This is a genomic window from Nocardia sp. Marseille-Q1738, from assembly GCF_965283145.1.
Genome location: NZ_CBDIMS010000008.1, coordinates 128,972 through 146,780, shown reverse-complemented (window position 1 = coordinate 146,780; position 17,809 = coordinate 128,972). Strand labels below are relative to the sequence as shown.

At 66.3% G+C, this 17,809-nt stretch carries 15 protein-coding genes; 11 read left to right on the top strand and 4 right to left on the bottom strand.

The genetic code is table 11. From position 1 onward, the window contains the following. The first annotated feature begins 63 nt into the window (after positions 1 to 63). The 7 genes from ACWPXK_RS25670 (at position 64) to ACWPXK_RS25640 (ending at position 9,749) form a co-directional block, all read left to right on the top strand. Positions 64 to 1,128, top strand: a complete 1,065-nt coding sequence (locus ACWPXK_RS25670; RefSeq protein WP_454198723.1) for a DNA/RNA non-specific endonuclease — start codon at positions 64 to 66, stop codon at positions 1,126 to 1,128. A gap of 176 nt (positions 1,129 to 1,304) precedes the next feature. Continuing rightward, on the top strand, positions 1,305 to 2,069 hold the full coding sequence (locus tag ACWPXK_RS25665) for an AfsR/SARP family transcriptional regulator (protein ID WP_454198722.1): 765 nt from the start codon (positions 1,305 to 1,307) through the stop codon (positions 2,067 to 2,069). A gap of 138 nt (positions 2,070 to 2,207) precedes the next feature. After that, positions 2,208 to 4,286, top strand: a complete 2,079-nt coding sequence (locus ACWPXK_RS25660) for a trypsin-like peptidase domain-containing protein (RefSeq protein ID WP_454198721.1) — start codon at positions 2,208 to 2,210, stop codon at positions 4,284 to 4,286. Between the two features lie 98 nt (positions 4,287 to 4,384). Continuing rightward, a complete protein-coding gene (locus ACWPXK_RS25655) occupies positions 4,385 to 6,148 on the top strand; it encodes a M4 family metallopeptidase (protein ID WP_454198720.1) in 1,764 nt (587 codons plus the stop codon). 217 nt (positions 6,149 to 6,365) lie between these two features. Next, positions 6,366 to 7,511, top strand: a complete 1,146-nt coding sequence (locus ACWPXK_RS25650; RefSeq protein ID WP_454198719.1) for an IS4 family transposase — start codon at positions 6,366 to 6,368, stop codon at positions 7,509 to 7,511. A 106-nt stretch (positions 7,512 to 7,617) separates the two neighbouring features. Next, positions 7,618 to 8,490, top strand: coding sequence for an SGNH/GDSL hydrolase family protein (locus ACWPXK_RS25645; protein ID WP_454198718.1), 873 nt, complete (start codon positions 7,618 to 7,620; stop codon positions 8,488 to 8,490). Between the two features lie 305 nt (positions 8,491 to 8,795). Next, entirely contained in the window at positions 8,796 to 9,749 is a 954-nt protein-coding gene (locus ACWPXK_RS25640) for a DNA polymerase domain-containing protein (RefSeq protein ID WP_454198717.1), read from the top strand. A 20-nt stretch (positions 9,750 to 9,769) separates the two neighbouring features. Here ACWPXK_RS25640 and ACWPXK_RS25635 read toward each other — a convergent pair whose 3' ends face one another. Genes ACWPXK_RS25635 through ACWPXK_RS25620 form a run of 4 tightly spaced genes read right to left on the bottom strand, consistent with a single transcriptional unit; the run spans position 9,770 to position 13,028 of the window. Further along, complete coding sequence (locus ACWPXK_RS25635) at positions 9,770 to 10,117, bottom strand: VOC family protein (RefSeq protein WP_454198716.1); 348 nt, start codon at positions 10,115 to 10,117, stop codon at positions 9,770 to 9,772. A gap of 32 nt (positions 10,118 to 10,149) precedes the next feature. Beyond that, positions 10,150 to 11,097: an alpha/beta hydrolase gene (locus ACWPXK_RS25630; RefSeq protein WP_454198715.1), complete on the bottom strand. Its 948-nt coding sequence runs from the start codon at positions 11,095 to 11,097 to the stop codon at positions 10,150 to 10,152. Positions 11,098 to 11,115: 18 nt separating this feature from the next. Continuing rightward, positions 11,116 to 11,874 carry a glucose 1-dehydrogenase gene (locus ACWPXK_RS25625; protein ID WP_454198714.1) on the bottom strand — a complete coding sequence of 253 codons (759 nt, stop codon included), beginning with the start codon at positions 11,872 to 11,874 and terminating at the stop codon, positions 11,116 to 11,118. A gap of 26 nt (positions 11,875 to 11,900) precedes the next feature. Beyond that, positions 11,901 to 13,028, bottom strand: a complete 1,128-nt coding sequence (locus ACWPXK_RS25620; protein ID WP_454198713.1) for an LLM class flavin-dependent oxidoreductase — start codon at positions 13,026 to 13,028, stop codon at positions 11,901 to 11,903. A 220-nt stretch (positions 13,029 to 13,248) separates the two neighbouring features. Here ACWPXK_RS25620 and ACWPXK_RS25615 point away from each other — a divergent pair, with 220 nt between their 5' ends. From ACWPXK_RS25615 to ACWPXK_RS25600, 4 genes are read left to right on the top strand one after another with little or no spacing between them, the layout of a single operon-like run. Beyond that, entirely contained in the window at positions 13,249 to 14,004 is a 756-nt protein-coding gene (locus ACWPXK_RS25615) for a glucose 1-dehydrogenase (protein WP_454198712.1), read from the top strand. 13 nt (positions 14,005 to 14,017) lie between these two features. Next, positions 14,018 to 15,739: a 3-oxosteroid 1-dehydrogenase gene (kstD, locus tag ACWPXK_RS25610; protein WP_454198711.1), complete on the top strand. Its 1,722-nt coding sequence runs from the start codon at positions 14,018 to 14,020 to the stop codon at positions 15,737 to 15,739. Then, positions 15,739 to 16,470 (top strand): glucose 1-dehydrogenase, encoded by a 732-nt coding sequence (locus ACWPXK_RS25605; protein WP_454198710.1) that lies wholly within the window; start codon positions 15,739 to 15,741, stop codon positions 16,468 to 16,470. Before kstD ends, ACWPXK_RS25605 begins: the two co-directional genes overlap by 1 nt. Positions 16,471 to 16,528: 58 nt before the next feature. Further along, positions 16,529 to 17,347 (top strand): SDR family NAD(P)-dependent oxidoreductase, encoded by an 819-nt coding sequence (locus ACWPXK_RS25600; RefSeq protein WP_454198709.1) that lies wholly within the window; start codon positions 16,529 to 16,531, stop codon positions 17,345 to 17,347. Positions 17,348 to 17,809: the final 462 nt, after the last annotated feature.

Sequence of the window (17,809 nt, the reverse complement as noted above, 5' to 3'; positions counted from 1 at the left end):
GATGGTGGTGGCCGGTGGCCTGCGCCCGGCGCCACCACGTTCGCCCGAACATGGAGTCAACAAATGCCTGCGAAAAACTATCTATCCGACCGTCGGCAGGGCGACCTGATCATCGCCCTGCGAAAGTTCCTCCGGACCAAGGGTGAGGATTTGCTCGCGGATCCCGACATTTCCTCGATCGGTGTCGGCTACAAGGACATCGACGGGGAACCGGCCACCGAGATATCGGTGCAGTTCACCGGGAACGAGAAGGTATCCGAACCGGAAGCGTTCGAAGCGCTGGGAACGTCGATTCCGGAGAGCATCACCGTCGAGGAGGCCGCGACCGCGACCGGATACGACCCGCGGTTCCTCGCGCCGCCGATTTCGCTGCCTGTGGTCGACGCGGCGGTTCGCCCCGACATCGCGACGGCGTTCGACGGCTCGGAGGTGCTGCATTACAAGCATTTCTCCCTCGCGATGCGCCGCTCCCGCCGGTTCGCCGTCTGGGTGGCGTGGAACATCGACGGCGCCTCGATCAAGAAACTGTCGCGAAAGAAGATCGACTTCGTCAAAGACCCGAGACTCGATGCGGACGCACAGGTCGGCAACGAGTTGTACCGCGAAAACCGGCTCGATCGCGGCCACCTTGCGCGACGGGCCGATCTGCTCTGGGGCAGTCCGGCCGAGGCCGCGAAAGCCAACAAGGACTCGTTCTTCTACACCAACATCACCCCGCAGATGGACGACTTCAATCAGAGCGGGCGCAACGGGATCTGGGGCCGTCTCGAAGACGCGGTCTTCGCCGACGCCAGCGTCGACGACCTCAAAGTGAGCGCGTTCGGCGGCCCGGTCTTCGCCGACGACGACCGGGAGTTCCGGCAGGTCAAGATTCCGCGCGAGTTCTGGAAGGTCCTCGCGTTCGTCGAGAACGGCGAGCTGAAGGCCCGCGGATTTCTGCTGAGCCAGAATCTGCAGCCACTGGAAGCGCTGGACCTGGACGAGTTCCGCGTCTTCCAGGTTCCGCTGACCGAAATCGAGCAGCGGGCGCTCGTCCACTTCCCGCAAACCCTGCGAGACGCGGACCTCCACGTGGCGCCGGAGGAACTATCCGGCCCGTTGAGCGCGGTTTCGGAGATCCAGTGGTGAATGGAAGTCGAAGATGGTCCAGGGATCACGTAGTGGGCTACTCGCGCCAAGAGTTCCTGGCATGGGCATGATTTCTGCTATGAGGTAGCCGAGATCCATCGGCCCGCCGTACGCCATCGAAATGAAGACCGACGTCGCGATCGAGTGGTGAAATGGTGCTCATCGACCACAATGCCATGAATACAACGTGTTTCCAGCTCACGTTGGTCGAGGAATTCGCCGTGCGCGGCAGCGGTCGCCCGCTTTCCGTTCCGCACGCGGCAGAACGGGTGCTGACCTATCTGGCACTGCTGAACCGACCGGTCGCCCGGGGCCGCCTTGCCGGTGCGCTGTGGCCGGAATGCGCTGATCGTTGCGCGGCGCAGCGTCTGCGAACCGCTCTGTGGCGCTTGCGCCGCGTGCAGGACGCACTGGTGGAGATCAGCGGTGATCGGCTTCGCCTCCACCCGAATGTCTCCGTCGACCTGGCATACCTCACCGAATTGGCGCACAACCTGGTTCACCAGCCGTGCTCGGAGGACCTCGCGCGAGTTCCGCTGCTCCTGACTCGCGGGGAGCTACTGCCGGACTGGGACGAGGAGTGGGTGGTCGTCGACCGCGAACGTTATCGATTGGTCCGCATCGCGGCGCTCGAATCGGCGGCCGAAGCATTGCTGGAACGCCATCAGGTCGGCGCCGCCCTGATGGCGGCGTCGGCGGTCGTGGCGGCCGAACCGCTTCGAGAAAGCTCCCGCCGGATTCTGATGCGGATTCATCTCGTCCAGGGCAACAAGATCGACGCGCTCCGCGAATACCAGCGATACCGCGACCTGCTGTGGGCCGAGTTCGGCGCGGAGCCGTCGTCCGAAATCGAGGCCCTGCTCCTTCGCGTCCACGAGTGTGATGCCGCGACGATCGAGCGCCTCCCGGATTACGGGCACGAGGCACTGCGAGCTCCGTGACGAGGGATGGCGAACGTCATCGGGTGAGACCTTCCGCGGCGGGCGAGACGGCGAGGTGACGGTGGTGTGACGCGCACGATGGAAACTCCGCTGAGAGCGGACGTGACAACACCAATTTCTGTTCGAGGCGGATGGACTATGAATTCTCGCGAACAAATCCAGGCGGCGTTGTTGACGCAGATCGAGGCCGCCGCGGGGCGTTACGCTGCGACCGAGACCAAGCGTGAGGACATCGAGCAGCTCCGCAAAAAGAAGGACAGCCCGGTTGTCGACTCCCCGGAACAGATCAGCGCTCGCGCGCAGCGGCTGGCGGCCAGTGGCGAGATGCCCGTCGAGGCCATGATCGAAGTCGGCCGGACCGAACCCTCGGACCGGATCACCACCCTCGAGCGGATCATCGGCGCCAGCAATGAACTCCAACCGGCCAACTTCCTGGCCCGCGGCGCTCGCACGGCGGCGACGGTCGCGCGGATCTCGCTGCTTCGCAATGGCCGGGAGATACCTATGGGCACCGGGTTTCTGGTGTCGCCCAGACTGCTCCTGACCAACAATCACGTACTTCCCGACCAGGACACCGCCCGGCAGGTCGTGGTCGAATTCTGCGCCGAGACGACGATCGACAACGCCCCCTGCCTTGCCCTGCGGTTCCGTCTCGACCCCGACTTCTTCGTGACCGACGAGCACTTGGATTTCACTCTCGTACCGGTCCGTCCCGGTACCGACGGCAAACCGCCCGGGGACGTCGTCGGTTGGTGGAACCGCCTGATCCTGCAGCAGGGAAAGATCGTCATCGGTGAGGCGATGAACATCATCGGTCACCCGATGGGCCGGCTCAAGGAGATCGGGATCCGCAAGAACCAGCTCGACCTGCAGCTCGATCACTTCCTGCACTACTCGACCGACACCGAACCGGGAAACTCCGGCTCGCCGGTCTTCAACGACCAATGGGAGGTCGTCGCGCTGCACCACTCCGGCGTACCGCGCACCGACGCGCAAGGACGAATTCTGCGCCGCGACGGCACACTCTGGCACCGGGACGACGGCGACGACGCGATTGCCTGGACAGCGAACGAGGGTGTGCGAATCAGTGCCATCCTCAGGCACCTGGCCGGACTGCAGCGCTCGGCGCGCGACCATGAACTCCTCGCCGAACTCGGTCCCGACTCCGGGCTGGCCGCCGGACCATCGGCAACGATCCCCGGACTCGCACCCGCCGAGGACCACACCGAGCTGGTAACTCGACCTGCAACGCCCCGTGAGAGCACGGGACTCCGGCGTGGCGTCACCGCCCGAGCAGGTGCCTTCGGCGGTACACGTCACCTGCTGTTCCTGCACGGCCGCAGCCAGCATGGTCGCGATCCCGAGCTGCTGCGCCGGGAGTGGACCGCCGGGCTCAACAAAGGTCTCACCCTCGCCGGGCTCAGCCCGCTCGATCCGTCGGATGCGTACTTTCCCTATTACGGCGATCGTTTGGCGGCCCTGCTGCAGCCCCTCGAGAGGGCCACTCTCGCGCCCGAAACCATGGCCGTCGACCACGCCTTGGCAATGGCTCCGACCGCACCGCCTGCTCGCCGGCTGTACGAGCAGATCTTGCAGAACGCGGCCGCGGATGCCGGCATGCCCGTCGACGTCGAAGAACCGGCGCGCCCCACGGAAATGGAGGGTTTCGGTTCGCTCGGCGCTGCGATCGTGAGCACACTGCAGCGACAGCTCAGCTGGGTCGCGGCCCGCAGTGACCTGGACGAGCTCATCATCGCCCAAGTCTTCCGTGACGTCGCCACATACCTCGCCGACGAGCAGATCCGCCGAGCGGTACTCGACTGTGTCCTGGAGACAGTCCCCGCTTCGGGGCGGTTGACCCTGGTCAGCCACAGCCTCGGAACCGTGGTCGCGATGGATCTGCTCACCCGGCTCCAGCCACAGCTCGACGTCGCCGTATTCGTCACACTCGGCAGCCCCCTCGGGTTGGACGCCGTCCATGACAAACTCCTGGTCCGAGGGCCGCACCGGCCGGAACGCGTTGGCGACTGGCTCAATGCCTGGTCCGCGGTGGATCCGATCACCATCGGAAGCCCACTACGCCATATCTGGAAGGGTCAGCTCCGGGAAATCCCCGTCGACAATCCCAAGGAACGGGCACACAGCATCGCCGAATACCTTGCCCATCCAGCTGTCGCGCAAGCCATCCACACCGGTGTCGTGTCACCGACGACGTGAATATGACAGTCGGCGGCAGTCTCGCCGCTGAATTCCAGCGCCGCTTCGGATCCGGCGCCGCTTCCCGATGAGAAGAACGGACAGAAAGCGTACTGAGAATGTCGACATCACTGGAATCTCTGCACTACCACGTCGCCGACGATCCGGTAACGGGGCCGGATGTGTCCGCACGCTCACGCGAGTCGTTCCCGGCCGGTGCTGCCGCGCCGGAATTCGAGGCGCCTACATTGCCTTTCACGAGTAACGAGGCGGCGGCTCGGTTCTACCTGGACCAAATCCTTCGTCGCGACAACCGCCCCGCACTGGAGTCACTGGTCGAACCCGAGCGTGCCGAACGGGTGCCGAGCTTGATCCTGGAGAGCGAACACGATCTGCGGAGCCTCGGAACTCGGCAGGTGCGTTTCGCGCAGACCGCCCGGAGCATCCCCGTCTTCGGAGCCGGCGCTGTGGTCGAACTCGACGAGTCCCGAGAGCTGGTGAGCGTGAACGCACGGCTCGACGAGGTCTCCGGTGTGGACCCGGTCGAGTCGCTCAGCCGTTCCGAGGCACTGGAGCGGGTGGCGCGGTACACCGGAGTGGATATTTCCCCTGAGGCGGGCGTGCGCGGCAGGCTCAATTTCTACAAGGACGAGGACGCTGGATCATGGCACCTGGCCTGGTTCTTTCCCGAAATTCCTGCCGAACCTCCAAGGCCGGCGGAAAGCGCGGACGCGGATATCGAGGCAACCGAGGGCCACGGATTGGGGCGTCGGCCGATCCCACCGAGCTTCAATTACCTCGTCGACGCACACGACGGCGAGATCCTGTACTACTACAGTGCGGTCCCCACGGCACTGCCGCGCCCGACCCGGTGCAAAGGAACCGACGAGAACGGCGTGGAGCAGACTTTTCTCGGAAAGCTGGCCTCTCCCGCTGGAACGACTTGCCAGCTCGATGACCCTCTGCGTGCTGTGCGGACCTACGACCTCGAGTTCGCGGATCTCGACAGCGGTCCACCTGTGCCGAATCTGCCTGTGCAGGCGGGCAGCAGCGATTTCGGTACGGCACACCGCGCCGCTGTCTCGGCTCATCTCAACGCATCCCGGGTTCAGGACTTCTACAAGGGCGTTCTGCAACGAGACGGCATCGATGACCAAGGGATGGACCTGGTGTCGTTGGTCAACGCCACTGCTTCGAGCATGGAGCGACCGCCCGGCCTGCTCAACGCCTTCTGGTGGAAACGCAAGATGTGGTACGGACAGATCCAGCGGAACGGCCGACTGGTCAGCCTTTCCCGCTATCTCGACATCATCGGCCACGAACTCACCCATGGCGTGATCGAGTCGACGTCGAATCTGGTGTATGCGACGCAATCCGGTGCGTTGAACGAGTCGTTCGCCGACATCGCCGGCATCATCATCAATAACTGGTACAACGCGCCGGACCCGGAAGACGTGGGGACGTGGAACTGGGAACTCGGTGCCGGTCTGCGCGACGACGGTCGCCCACTGCGCGATTTCGCGGACCCGACTCGCACCGGACATCCCGAGCACATGGACCAGTTCCGCGCGCTCGGCCCCGGTGAGCATCCAGGTCCCGGCAACGATCAGGGATGGGTGCACCGCAACAGCAACATCCACAACAAGGCGGTGCACAACCTGCTCACCATGTCGAAGAATGGCGAACGCGTGTTCCGCGTGCAGGACGTCGCAGTGCTGACATATCTGGCCATGGCCCGTTTGACACCACGTGCGACGTTTGCCGAAGCGCTGCAGTCCATAGTGGATGTCGCCCGAACCTACTTCGGTGGTGATCCTGACCGGAAAGACAAAATCGACGCGATTCGCGAGGCATACCGCTTGGTAGGTATCTCCTCTCCCTGAAACCGTGCCCGGCACCTGTGTGGTTGCCCGGTTGAAGTGACTCTGGTCTCCGGTCGCAGTACCGGCCCGCGCCGCGGCGAACTGCTGTCGCTCCCCGCCACCGCGTCGAATGCCACGACCAACCGGCAGTGCACCGCTGGAAGACCACCAGGGTGAGACATATTCTTGACCTCGCTACCGTTTACTTAGATCCCGCGGCGTCGCTATTCTTCGTGCCGTGCCGCGTGCGGGATGGGTGAAGCCGCAGGATGATCAGCAGTTGTCCGATCACATTGCATTGGCTGCGTTGAGCAGGGTTTTTACGCCCGCGGTTGTCGACGGGGTGCTGGTCGAGCACGGACGGGTCGAACGCCGGAATCGATTGCTGCCTGCGCGGGTGGTGGTCTACTACGTGCTCGCGCTGGCGTTGTTCACGTCCTGCTCGTACGAGGAAGTGATGCGGAAGCTCGTCTCCGGGTTCCAGTGGGCGTCCGGATGGCCTCACGAGCGGACGATCCCGACCAAGGCAGCGCTGTTCCAGGCCCGTAGGCGCCTGGGCTCGGAGCCGCTGCGCGCGTTGTACGAGAAGGTGGCCGTGCCACTGTCCGATCCCTGGGTTCCGGGAAGTTCTTACCGGTCCTGGCGGCTGATGAGCATCCACGGATCAACCATGGACGTGCCTGCCAGCGACGCGAATATCGAGCACTTCGGCCGGCCGCCGTCTTCTCGGGGTGGCCGGGGCGGAGTGTTACCTCAGGTGCGAGTCCTCGGGCTGGTCGAGTGCGGTTCACACGCGGTCGTCGATGCCGCGCTCGGGACCCGCGAGCACCGCGAGCAGGCACTGACCGAATCGGTGGTGCGATCGCTGCGCCCGGGCATGTTGCTGCTCGCGGACCGCGCCTTCTTCAGCTACCGCCTGTGGGACCTGTGCCGATCCTCCGGCGCGGACCTGCTGTGGCGAATGCCGTCCGATTCCGTGCTTCCCGTCGAAAAACGTTATCCGGATGGATCTTTCGCTTCTCATGTATATCCCGGAACGAGCGCGCGCCACAACGACGCCGAGGGGATCGATGTGCGCGTCGTCGAGTTTGTCGGCACCGCTTCCGGTGCCGACGCGGACCACGACGCGGAGCGAATCCACCGACTGCTGACCACCATCACCGATCCCGAGGCGGCGCCCGCGGACGAGCTGGCCCTGTTGTATTCACAGCGAGGGGATATCGAGGTCCCCTTCGTTGGGCTCGAGACCCACCGACGCCGCGGTCTGGTGTTGAGGTCGAAGACACCCGACGGAGTGATTCAGGAGGTCTACGGCCACCTGTGCGTGCACTACGCCATTCGCAGCCTGATGTGTCGGGCGGGAACCGATTCTCTCATTAAGTAAACGAATGGCCAACGATGCTAGTTGCGAAACCGTGTGTGCCGTGTCACAGTTCCTCCGCCAAATCGTTACCGGTCGGTAACTGTGAGTTCGGTTACAGGAGTTTTGTATGGTCAAGGACGTTCGCACGCGGATCGCTGCTGCGTTCGCCACGGCAATCGCGACGGGCCTTGGCCTCGTTGCGGCCGCCCCCGCCCAGGCCGCGCCGGGCCTGAGCCCCTACGTCGCCATGGGCGACAGCTATAGCGCGGGATCGGGCATCCTCCCGACCGATCCCACAGTCACCCCGGCTTGCTCGCGGACCACCCGTAACTACCCCAACATCATTGCCCGCACCCTCGGCATCGAGTCGTTCACCGACGTGACCTGCATGAACGCCAAGACCGAGGACTTCTACGGGAAGCAGTGGCCGAGCCTCATCCCACAGCTCGACGCCGTCACCAAGGACACCAAGCTCGTCACCCTGACCATCGGCGGCAACAACAACGACACCCTGATCACGGTGATCTCCTCCTGCATCAGCGCAGGGACCGGAACTGCAGGCCAGGGCAACCCCTGCGAGACCATTTACGGCGACCAGTTCACCAACGACATCTTGAACAAGACCTACCCCGCGGTGAAGAAGGCGCTCACGGACATCCATGCCAAGGCGCCGTCCGCGAAGGTTGTCATTCTGGCGTACCCCCAGGTCATGCCCAAGGACAACAGCAACTGCTTCCTGACGATGCCGATCGCCAAGGGCGACGTCCCCTACGTCAACAACATCCAGGACACCCTGAACGGCGTCGTCAAGCGCGCCGCCGACGAGACAGGTACCACCTTCGTCGACATGCAGAGCTCCATCGGCCACGACGTGTGCAAACCCATCGGCATCCGCTGGGTCGAGCCGGCCGTGTGGGGTGTGAACTTCGTGCCGATCCATCCGAACGCGCTGGGCATGGAGAAGATGGCCGCACAGGCATTGGCCGCGATCGGCGGCTGACACCCGAGTATCGAACGGGCGGTTTCCTGACCCATCGGGCCGAAAGGCCGGTCGGGAAACCGCCCGCGTTCGGGGTGAGCGCGCTCACTGCGCATCGCCGATTCAGGGAAATGATGGCAGCGCTCTCTTCGTCGCCATCCACGAGCGCAGGCTACGCCCGCCAGCGCCAAGCCTGTCTCGTCGGGCATTGCCCCGTATCTCGCGGCCGAAATCGCTTGGTAGGGATCTCCTCTCCCGGAAACCGTGCCCGGCGCCTGGTGATTTGCCCGGTTGACCTCGGCGCCGCTGGCGGGCATGGTGGGCCGATGGGCAGCGAAGAGGTCCGTCACGGGGTGGCATTGACCAACCTCGATCAGCCGCTGTTCGATGGTGCCGAGGCGACCAAGCGCGACCTGCTGGACTATCTCGAGGCCGTCGGCGAGCGCCTCGTGCGTGTGTTGCGGGACCGTCCGCTGTCGGTGGTGCGCGTGCGCCCTGGGCAGGACCCCTTCATGCAGAAAAACCTGCCGAAATACACGCCGGAGTGGGTGCGGCGGGTGACGGTGTGGGCGGAGAGTTCGCGGCGTGAGATCTCCTACGCGTTGTGCGATGACGTGCGGACGTTGCTGTGGTTCGGCAACCAGCGGGCCGTCGAGTACCACCCGACGCTCATTCCGGCCGACCACGCTGTCGGGCCGACGCATCTGGTGCTCGACCTCGACCCGTCACCCGGGCAGACCTTCCGGCACGCCGCGGACGCGGCGAAACTGATTCGCGTGGCACTGGCGAACGCAGGGTTGGCGGGCGCGGTGAAGACCAGTGGCGCCAAGGGCGTGCACGTGTTCGTTCCCATCGAGTCCGGCACCTCGGTGGAGGACGCCGCCGCGGCCACTCGCGCGATCGCGGCCCGAGCCGAGCGCATCGATCCCGGCCTCGCCACCACCGCGTTCATCAGGGACGATCGCGAGGGCAAGGTGTTCCTCGACTCCACCCGCGCCGGCGGCGCGACAGTTGTCGCGGCCTACAGTCCCCGCATACGTCCTGGCACCTCGGTGTCGTTCCCGCTCGCGTGGTCGGACCTCGATGACGTGGCGCCCGCGGACTTCACCGTGCACACGGCGCCGGATCTCCTGGCGGACGCGGACCCGTGGGCCGCGGCCATGCCCGCCCCGCAACGACTTCCGGCGGATCTCGTCGCCGAGGGCCACACCATTCCGGTGGCCCGCGTCCAGGCGATGCACGAGGGCAAACGGCGCGCCCGCGCCCGCCGCGCGACCTGAAACGATCGTCGCGAAAGGGCTCAGATCTCGATGGGTTCGTAGATGGCGATATGCCACGGCGAGCCGGGGGTCGGCCGCAGGACCGCGCGGCGCTCATGCGGTCCGATGACCGGTTGTCCCGCCTCGAAACCCTTGGCGCGCAGACGCTTCAGGGTCACATCCAGGTCGTCGACCTTGATCGCGAGGAACGGGGTGTCGTCATCGCGGTCGGCGCCCGCGAGCATGACGCGGACGCCGTTGGTGTCGAACTGCGCCCAGCGGTCGCCGTCGGCGACGGTCGGTTGGGCGCCGAAGACGGCGGACAACAGCGCGACGGCGGCGGCCAGGTCGTCGGTGGGGTAGGCGGGGCCGATCCGCTGGATTGTCATTGGTGCTCCATAACGGTTCCGTGGTGACGGCTTCAGGGGCGGCGCTCGGCGTGCGCGGCGCGTACGACCGAGAAGGCGGCGGTGTTCGCTCGCACCGCCTCGGGCAAATCGCCGGCCATGCTCATGAAGCCGTGGAACATACCGTCGTAGCGGCGGATGTCGACAGCGACACCGGCTTGCCTCAGGCGCTGCCCGTAGCGTTCGCCTTCGTCGCGCAACGGGTCGAACTCGGCGGTCACGATGTGTGCGGGCGGCAGCCCGGACAAGTCGGCGCACAGCGGGTTCACGTACGGGTCGGTACCGTCGTGCGAGTCCAGGTATTGGCTCCAGTACCACCGCAAATGCGCGGCGGTGGTGAAGTAGCCCTCGGCGTTCTCGCGGTAGGACTCGGTGGCGCAGGCCGGGTCGAGCATGGGATACAGCAGCAGTTGCCGGGCGATCCGCGGCCCGCCCCGATCGCGTGCCATCAGCGCCATGACGGCGGCGAGGTTGCCGCCCGCGCTGTCCCCGGCCACGACGAGACAGCCGGGATCGCCGCCCAGGGATTCGGCGTGGTCGGCGACCCAGCGCAGCGCCGCGTACGCGTCTTCGGCCGCCGCGGGGAACCGGTGTTCGGGAGCTTGCCGGTAGTCCACCGACACGACGATCGCGTCCGTTCCGTTGGCCATGACCCGGCAGAACTGGTCGTGGCTGTCGAGGCTGCAGAGCACGAATCCGCCGCCGTGACAGAAGACCACGACCGGAGCCGGGGTGACAGCGCCGGCCGGTCGATAGATCCGGATCCGGACCTCGGGTGCGCCCGGCGGTCCGGGAATCCGCCGCTCCCGCACGTCCGCGACCGGAATGGGCTCGACGGCCGGAGCGGGACGGTCTGCGAGCAGCCGCCGTGCCTCGGCGGCATCGAGCACTGCGGTGCCCAGTTCGGGAAACGCGGCACTGGCGGCATCGACGATCACCTTTGCCTGAGGTGTCAGCGGCATCGCGTCGTGCTCCTTCAGCTACTGGTGGGCTTCCGGCGGCAGGAACTTGCCCGCTGCCAGGCCGCCGTCGATCGCCACCTCGGCGCCGGTGATGTAGGCCGAGGCGTCCGAGGCCAGGAACGCGACCAGTTCGGCGACCTCTTCCGGCACACCGGTGCGCTGCAGCGGCAAAGTGGGGAAACTGCCCGGACCGGTGGTCAGGTACGGGACCATCGGGGTCGCGATCGGGCCCGGGTGTACCGAATTGACCCGGATTCCAGCGGGTCCCAGCTCGAGTGCCGCCGTTTTGGTCAGACCCCGCAGTCCCCATTTCGAGGAGCCATAGGCAGCGTGACCCATGAGTCCTTCGAGGCCCGCCTGCGAGGAGATGTTGACGATCGAGCCGCCGCCCGCCTGCGTCATCGGCCCGGCAACCGCCTGGATGCCGCGGAATGGGCCGATCAGGTTCACTCGCAGGATCCGCTCGAGTTCCTCGGGCGAAGTCTCGGTGAGCGGCCGGGCGGTGTAGATGGCGGCGTTGTTCACCAGGACGTCCAGCCTGCCGAAAGCCGAGACCGCCGTGGCGACCGCGGCCTCCCAGTCGTCGCCGCGGCTGACATCGTGCCGGACGAAACGTGCCACGTCACCGAGGGATTCGGCCAGCTGTTCGCCTTCGGCGGCCAGAACGTCGGTGATCACCACGCGGGCGCCGCGCTCGACGAACAATCGCGCTTCGGCAGCGCCCTGTCCCCGGGCGGCGCCGGTGATCAGCGCGACCTTCCCATTCAGGTCAACCATAGTGAGCTCCTTGATGTTTCGGCGGGTCAGCTGTTGCGAAAATGGGGGATGACCTTCTCGCCCCAGTGCCGGATGGTCTCCAAGCAGGCGTCCTGCGGCACGGTGCCCATCTGGATGAGGCAGAGAATCTCGTCGGCGCCCGCGGCTTGCAGACGCTCGACGTAGGCGATGGCGTCCTCGGGGCTGCCGTAGGCGTGCTCGACATTGAAGACCGAGGTGGCACCGGCTTTCACCGGGATCTTGGCCTCGTGCAGGTAGGCCACGTGGTCGTCGGCGGCCTGTCTGATCGCGGCGACCTCGTCCACGTTCGGATCGACGGCCTCGTCGGGGGCCGGGCCCGCACCGTAGTAGTGCTTGATGGATTGGGCGAAGAAGCGCTGCCCGCGGGCGCCGATCTGCTGGGCCTTCTCCCGGTCGTCGAGGACGATGGTCGGGCACAGCGCCGCGAAGTGATCGTTCACGACGCTCGACACGAAACGCTCGCCGGTGCGGGCGGCGATCGCCTCGTCATAGGTGCGGCGCAGTTCCGCGATCTCCTCCACACCGGCGAAACCCAGGACCAGAGCGCCGATTCCATAGTCGGCGGCCATCTTCAGGGTGTCCTTCTTGGTGCAGGCCATGAACAGCGGCGGATGCGGTAGCTGCACCGGCCGCGGGAGCAGCGAATGCGGCGAGACCTGGAGCAGCTCACCGTGGTACTCGAATTCGGCTTCCGGGTCCTGCCACGCCTTGCCGATCATCCGCAGCGACTCCTCGACCTCCTGGTAGGTGCGCTCAGGGTCGACACCGCACATGGAGGTCTCGACCGGAGTCGCGCCGCGGCCCGCGCCGAGATTCAGCCGGCCACCGGACAGCACGTCGAGCATCGCGGCGCGTTCGGCCGCCCGCACCGGGTGGTTGAAGTTGAACGGCATGCACACCACGCCGTGCCCGATGCGGATCCGCTCGGTCTTGGCGGCCACCCAGGTCAGGAAGACCTCCGGGGCGCTCATATGCGCGTACCACTTCAGGCCGTGGTGTTCGACCGCCCAGACGGTGTCGAACCCCATCTGGTCGGCGAGCACGGCCTGCTCGACGCAGTCGCGCAGCACTTGGTGCTCGTGCTCGCGCGACGGGTCGGCCATCTGGGCCTCGAAGATCATCGAGAACTTCATCCGGTCTCCTTCTCGCATCGCCCGGTCGGGGGCGTGTGGCGGTTTCGTCGAGTGGCTCGTCCCGGCCCGGGACGGGCGGAAGCTGTATGCCTAATCGAAATATGGCCGCTGGAACTTCTCAGGTCAGGAGCTGGTCCCGCTGGCCGGGACGGTTCGATGCCGGGCGCCGGGGGCCGCCTTAGCGTCGGTGCCGAGCGACGGTCAGAGAGGACGGGAATCGGTGGGACAACTCGACGGCAAGGTGGCGCTGGTCACCGGCGGAGCGCGCGGTATGGGCGCCGAGCATGTGCGGCAGTTCGTCGCCGAGGGCGCGCGAGTGGTGTTCGGCGACGTGCTCGATCACGAAGGGATGGCGCTGGCCGCCGAACTCGGTGCGGCCGCGCGATACGTGCACCACGACGTGACCAGTGAGGCCGATTGGTCCACTGCGGTGTCCGCGGCGGTCACCCACTACGGGCGGCTCGACGCGGTGGTGAACAACGCGGGCATCCTGCGATTCGTTCCGATCGCCGAGATGGGCCTGGACGACTTCACCACGATCATGAATGTGAACGTGACCGGCACCTGGCTCGGCATCAAAACCGCCGCACCCGTGCTCGCCGAGACCGGCGGCGGATCGGTGGTCAACGTTTCCTCCGTGGAAGGCTTCGTCGGCGCCGCCGGTCTATCCGCATACAGCGCGAGCAAGTTCGCGATTCGCGGCATCACCAAGTCGGCCGCCCGCGAGCTGGGGCATTTGGGCATCCGGGTCAATTCGCTGCATCCGGGCGGTATCGCCACGCCCATGACCGCGGGGGTGGCCGGAGTGTCCGGCGTCGACGGGGACGAGTTCTTCGCGAGCCTGCCGATCCCGCGCTGGGGGCAGCCGGTGGAGGTCTCCCATGTGGCGGTGTTCCTGGCGTCGGACGCCGCCAGCTATTGCACCGGAGGCGAATTCGTCGTCGACGGGGGCATGCTCACCGGTTGCGGCTACTGACGGAAGCGATGCGATGACTCAGCAATTCGAATTCGACGTGGTGGTGGTCGGTTCCGGCGCCGCGGGCATGACCGCCGCCCTGACGGCCGCCTACCGCGGACTGTCGGTGACGCTGATCGAGAAGAGCCGATCCTTCGGCGGTTCCACCGCACGTTCGGGCGGTGGTATCTGGATCCCCAACAACCCGGTGCTGCAGCGCGAAGGCGTGCCCGACAGTCCGGAGCTGGCTCGCACCTATCTCCGGGCGGTGGTCGGCGAGCGGGTTCCGGAGGCCAAACAGCGGGCCTTCCTCGATCGCGGTCCCGAGATGATGCGCTACCTCGGCGCCCGCAGCGATTATTGGGAATTCTGCTACGACCGCGGCTATTCCGACTATCACCCGGAGTTCCCCGGCGGTCTTGCCCAGGGACGCAGCATCGAGCCCGCGCCGCTGGACGGACGGCTGCTGGGCGACGATCTGCACAAGATCAACCAGCCGACCATGTCCGGGCCCAAAGGAATCGCCTTCACCGTCAGCGACTTCCACGATCTCAACATGATCGCCCGCACCTGGGCGGGGAAGCGCACCGCCATCAAGGTCGGTGTGCAGGCGGTGCGCAACAGGCTGCGGGGGCGGCTGCCGCTGAGCCTGGGCAAGGCGCTCGTGGCCCGGCTGTGGTTGTCACTGCGTGATGCCGAGGTGCCGGTGTGGCTGAACACGCCGCTGACCGAACTGATCACGGAGGGGAACGCGGTGGTCGGCGTGCGCGCCGAGCGCGACGGGACCCCGGTGGTGATCAGGGCGCGCCGCGGCGTCGTGCTGGCGGCCGGCGGCTTCGAGCACAACCTGGAGATGCGCAAGCAGTACCTCAGCGGGCCACAGTCCACCGACTGGACCGTGGGCGCCACCGAGAATGTCGGCGAGGGCATCGTCGCGGGCCAGAAGGCCGGTGGCGCCGTCGATCTCATGGATGACGCCTGGTGGGGCCCGTCCGTGCGCAATCCTGACGGGCCGCCGTTCTTCTGTTTGGCCGAGCGTTCCCAGCCCGGGGGCATCATGGTGAACCACGCCGGTGAGCGGTTCGTCAACGAATCGGCCCCGTATGTGAACGTGGTGCACACGATGTACGAGCAGGAAGCGACCGGCATCGGCCACATTCCGTCGTATTTCATCATGGATCAGCGCTTCCGGGACCGGTACCTGTTCCTGGGGAACTTCCCCAAACGCCCCCTCCCACAGAAGTATCTGGATGCCGGGATCATCGAGCAGGCCGGCACCCTCGCCGAGCTCGCGGTGAAGATCGGCGTGCCGCCCGCGACGCTGACCGCGACGATCGAGCGGTTCAACCGCTTCGCTCGTGCCGGTCGCGACGAGGACTTCCGGCGCGGCGACTCCGCGTACGACCGCTACTACGGCGATCCGACCGTGCGGCCGAATCCGTGTCTCGCGCCGATCGAGCGGGGCCCGTTCTACGCGGTCGAGATGGTGCCGGGCGATCTGGGCACCAAGGGCGGCCTGGTCACCGACGAGCACGCCCGCGTCCTCGACACCGACGGCCGTCCGATCACGGGCCTGTACGCGGCGGGCAACAACTCGGCCTCCGTGATGGGCAACGACTACGCCGGTGCGGGCGCGACCATCGGACCAGCCATGGTGTTCGGCTACATCGCCGCCGATCACATCGCCGCCGAGCCCGGCGGGCCCTCGAAAAAGCCTGCGAGCCAGGCGGATGCGGTAACCAAAGGAGGACGTTGATGGGACGGGTCGACGGTAAGAACATCATCGTGACCGGTGGCGCCCGCGGCATGGGCGCGGCGTTCGCACGGCGGCTGGTCGCGGAGGGCGCCACGGTGGTGGTCACGGATGTTCTGGTCGACGAAGGTGTAACGCTGGCTTCCGAGCTGGGTGACGCAGCGACCTTCGTCCCGCTCGACGTCACCGACGAGGCGGCCTGGAACGACGTGGTCGCATACTCCGAGAAGGTGTTCGCGCCGGTCTCCGGCCTGGTCAACAACGCGGGCATCGTCCACGTCGACCCGATCGAGACGCTGTCGGAAGCCGACTTCCGCAAGGTGATCGACGTCAACCAGGTCGGGGTGTTCCTCGGCATGAAAGCGGTGCTGGGGTCCATGCGCCGGGCGGGAGGCGGCTCCATCGTCAACATCTCCTCGATCGGCGGCCTCATCGCCTTCTCCAACATCCTCGGCTACACAGCGTCGAAGTGGGCGGTGCGCGGCATGACCAAGACCGCCGCGCAGGAGTTCGCCGCCGACGGCATTCGCGTCAACTCCGTGCACCCCGGGGTGGTCGCCACGGAGATGACCGCCGATTCGGCACGCTCCCATGGCATGTCGGCCAACCAGCCCATCCCCAGGCCCGGCCGCCCGGAGGAACTGGCCGCTCTGGTGCTGTTCCTGATCAGCGACGAGTCGAGCTTCAGCACCGGCTCGGAATTCGTGGCCGACGGCGGCTACACGTCCCTGTGACAACACCCGGCAGGGCAATTCGGCGGGCCGACCGCCATGTGAGACAAGGAATCGAACCGTGCAGAACTTCGAAGGCAGGACCGCGGTGATCACCGGCGCGGGCGCCGGTATCGGCCGCGCATTGGCGGTGGAGCTCGCCCGCCGCGGCGCCCGGCTGGCGCTGTCCGGCCGCACCATGGACAACGTCGCCGAGACCGCGGCGCTGTGCGACAAGGAGGGCGCGCAAGCCCGCGCCTACCAGCTCGACGTGACCGATCGGGACGCGGTCTATCGCCACGCCGACGAGGTGGCGGGCGACTTCGGCCGAGTGAACCTGGTCGTCAACAATGCCGGAGTGTCGCTCACCGCGAACGTCGAAGAACTCAGCTGGGCGGACTTCGAATGGATCGTGGGCATCAACTTCTGGGGCGTCGCGTACGGCACCAAGGCGTTCCTGCCGCACGTCATCGCGTCCGGCGACGGGCACATCGCCAACGTGTCGAGCATGTTCGGCCTGGCCGCCTGCCCCAGCCAGGGCGCCTACAGCGCGACCAAATTCGCCATCCGGGCCTTCACCGACGCGCTGCGGCAGGAGATGACCATCGCCGGGCACGCGGTGGGCGTCAGCAGCGTGCACCCCGGCATGATCAAGACCGAGATCGCCTGGAAAGCGCGGGCGGGCGGGGACCGCGATCGCGACGCGCTAGCCGCCAACTTCGACCGCCTGGCCAAGACCACGCCCGAGCACGCCGCGCGGGTCATCGTGAACGGCATCCGCAAGAACAAGGCGAAGATCCTGGTCGGCCGCGATGCGCACGTGATCGACTGGCTGCCACGGATTTTCGGGGCAGGCTATCAGAGGATCCTCACCGCTCAGATGAAGAACGAAGTCGCCTAGACTAAACCAAGCTGCAAACGGCGTTGATTCTGGCAGGGTACGCCAACGATCGAGTCGGCTACCCAGGCTATGCGCTACTCCCACGCAAGCACGGGTGTGTGTGGGAGTAGCCCTCACCGGCCCGGGGTCCTTGTCCATGCGTCATGCTCGGCCGGTGAGAACATCCGGGCCGTCGCTGCAACCCGGTGCCCATCGGGCGTAGGTGTTCTGGGGGCTGACGGTGATCACGTCAACGGCCTTCACCAACTCCGAAGGCACTTCCCAACCGAGGTGCTGGACACCGGGAACGATCACGGCGTCTGCGTCCACCCGGCGAACAACGTTCAGCAGACGACTCAGGGGGCTGTCGGTCTGAGGGCCGAACACGACGGTTTTCGCAAGTTCGTACCCGAGCCGCTTTGCGACACTACGAATCTGGATCTCATCCCAGGTCTGCGAGAGGCCGGATACGTCCCGCCGCAA

Excerpts from the sequence above, each read along its gene's own strand:
- ACWPXK_RS25670 (WP_454198723.1), top strand. The coding sequence starts at position 64 with ATGCCTGCGAAAAACTATCTATCCGACCGTCGGCAGGGCGACCTGATC.
- ACWPXK_RS25665 (WP_454198722.1), top strand. The coding sequence starts at position 1,305 with ATGAATACAACGTGTTTCCAGCTCACGTTGGTCGAGGAATTCGCCGTG.
- ACWPXK_RS25660 (WP_454198721.1), top strand. The coding sequence starts at position 2,208 with ATGAATTCTCGCGAACAAATCCAGGCGGCGTTGTTGACGCAGATCGAG.
- ACWPXK_RS25655 (WP_454198720.1), top strand. The coding sequence starts at position 4,385 with ATGTCGACATCACTGGAATCTCTGCACTACCACGTCGCCGACGATCCG.
- ACWPXK_RS25645 (WP_454198718.1), top strand. The coding sequence starts at position 7,618 with ATGGTCAAGGACGTTCGCACGCGGATCGCTGCTGCGTTCGCCACGGCA.
- ACWPXK_RS25640 (WP_454198717.1), top strand. The coding sequence starts at position 8,796 with ATGGGCAGCGAAGAGGTCCGTCACGGGGTGGCATTGACCAACCTCGAT.
- ACWPXK_RS25635 (WP_454198716.1), bottom strand. The coding sequence starts at position 10,117 with ATGACAATCCAGCGGATCGGCCCCGCCTACCCCACCGACGACCTGGCC.
- ACWPXK_RS25630 (WP_454198715.1), bottom strand. The coding sequence starts at position 11,097 with ATGCCGCTGACACCTCAGGCAAAGGTGATCGTCGATGCCGCCAGTGCC.
- ACWPXK_RS25625 (WP_454198714.1), bottom strand. The coding sequence starts at position 11,874 with ATGGTTGACCTGAATGGGAAGGTCGCGCTGATCACCGGCGCCGCCCGG.
- ACWPXK_RS25620 (WP_454198713.1), bottom strand. The coding sequence starts at position 13,028 with ATGAAGTTCTCGATGATCTTCGAGGCCCAGATGGCCGACCCGTCGCGC.
- kstD (WP_454198711.1), top strand. The coding sequence starts at position 14,018 with ATGACTCAGCAATTCGAATTCGACGTGGTGGTGGTCGGTTCCGGCGCC.
- ACWPXK_RS25605 (WP_454198710.1), top strand. The coding sequence starts at position 15,739 with ATGGGACGGGTCGACGGTAAGAACATCATCGTGACCGGTGGCGCCCGC.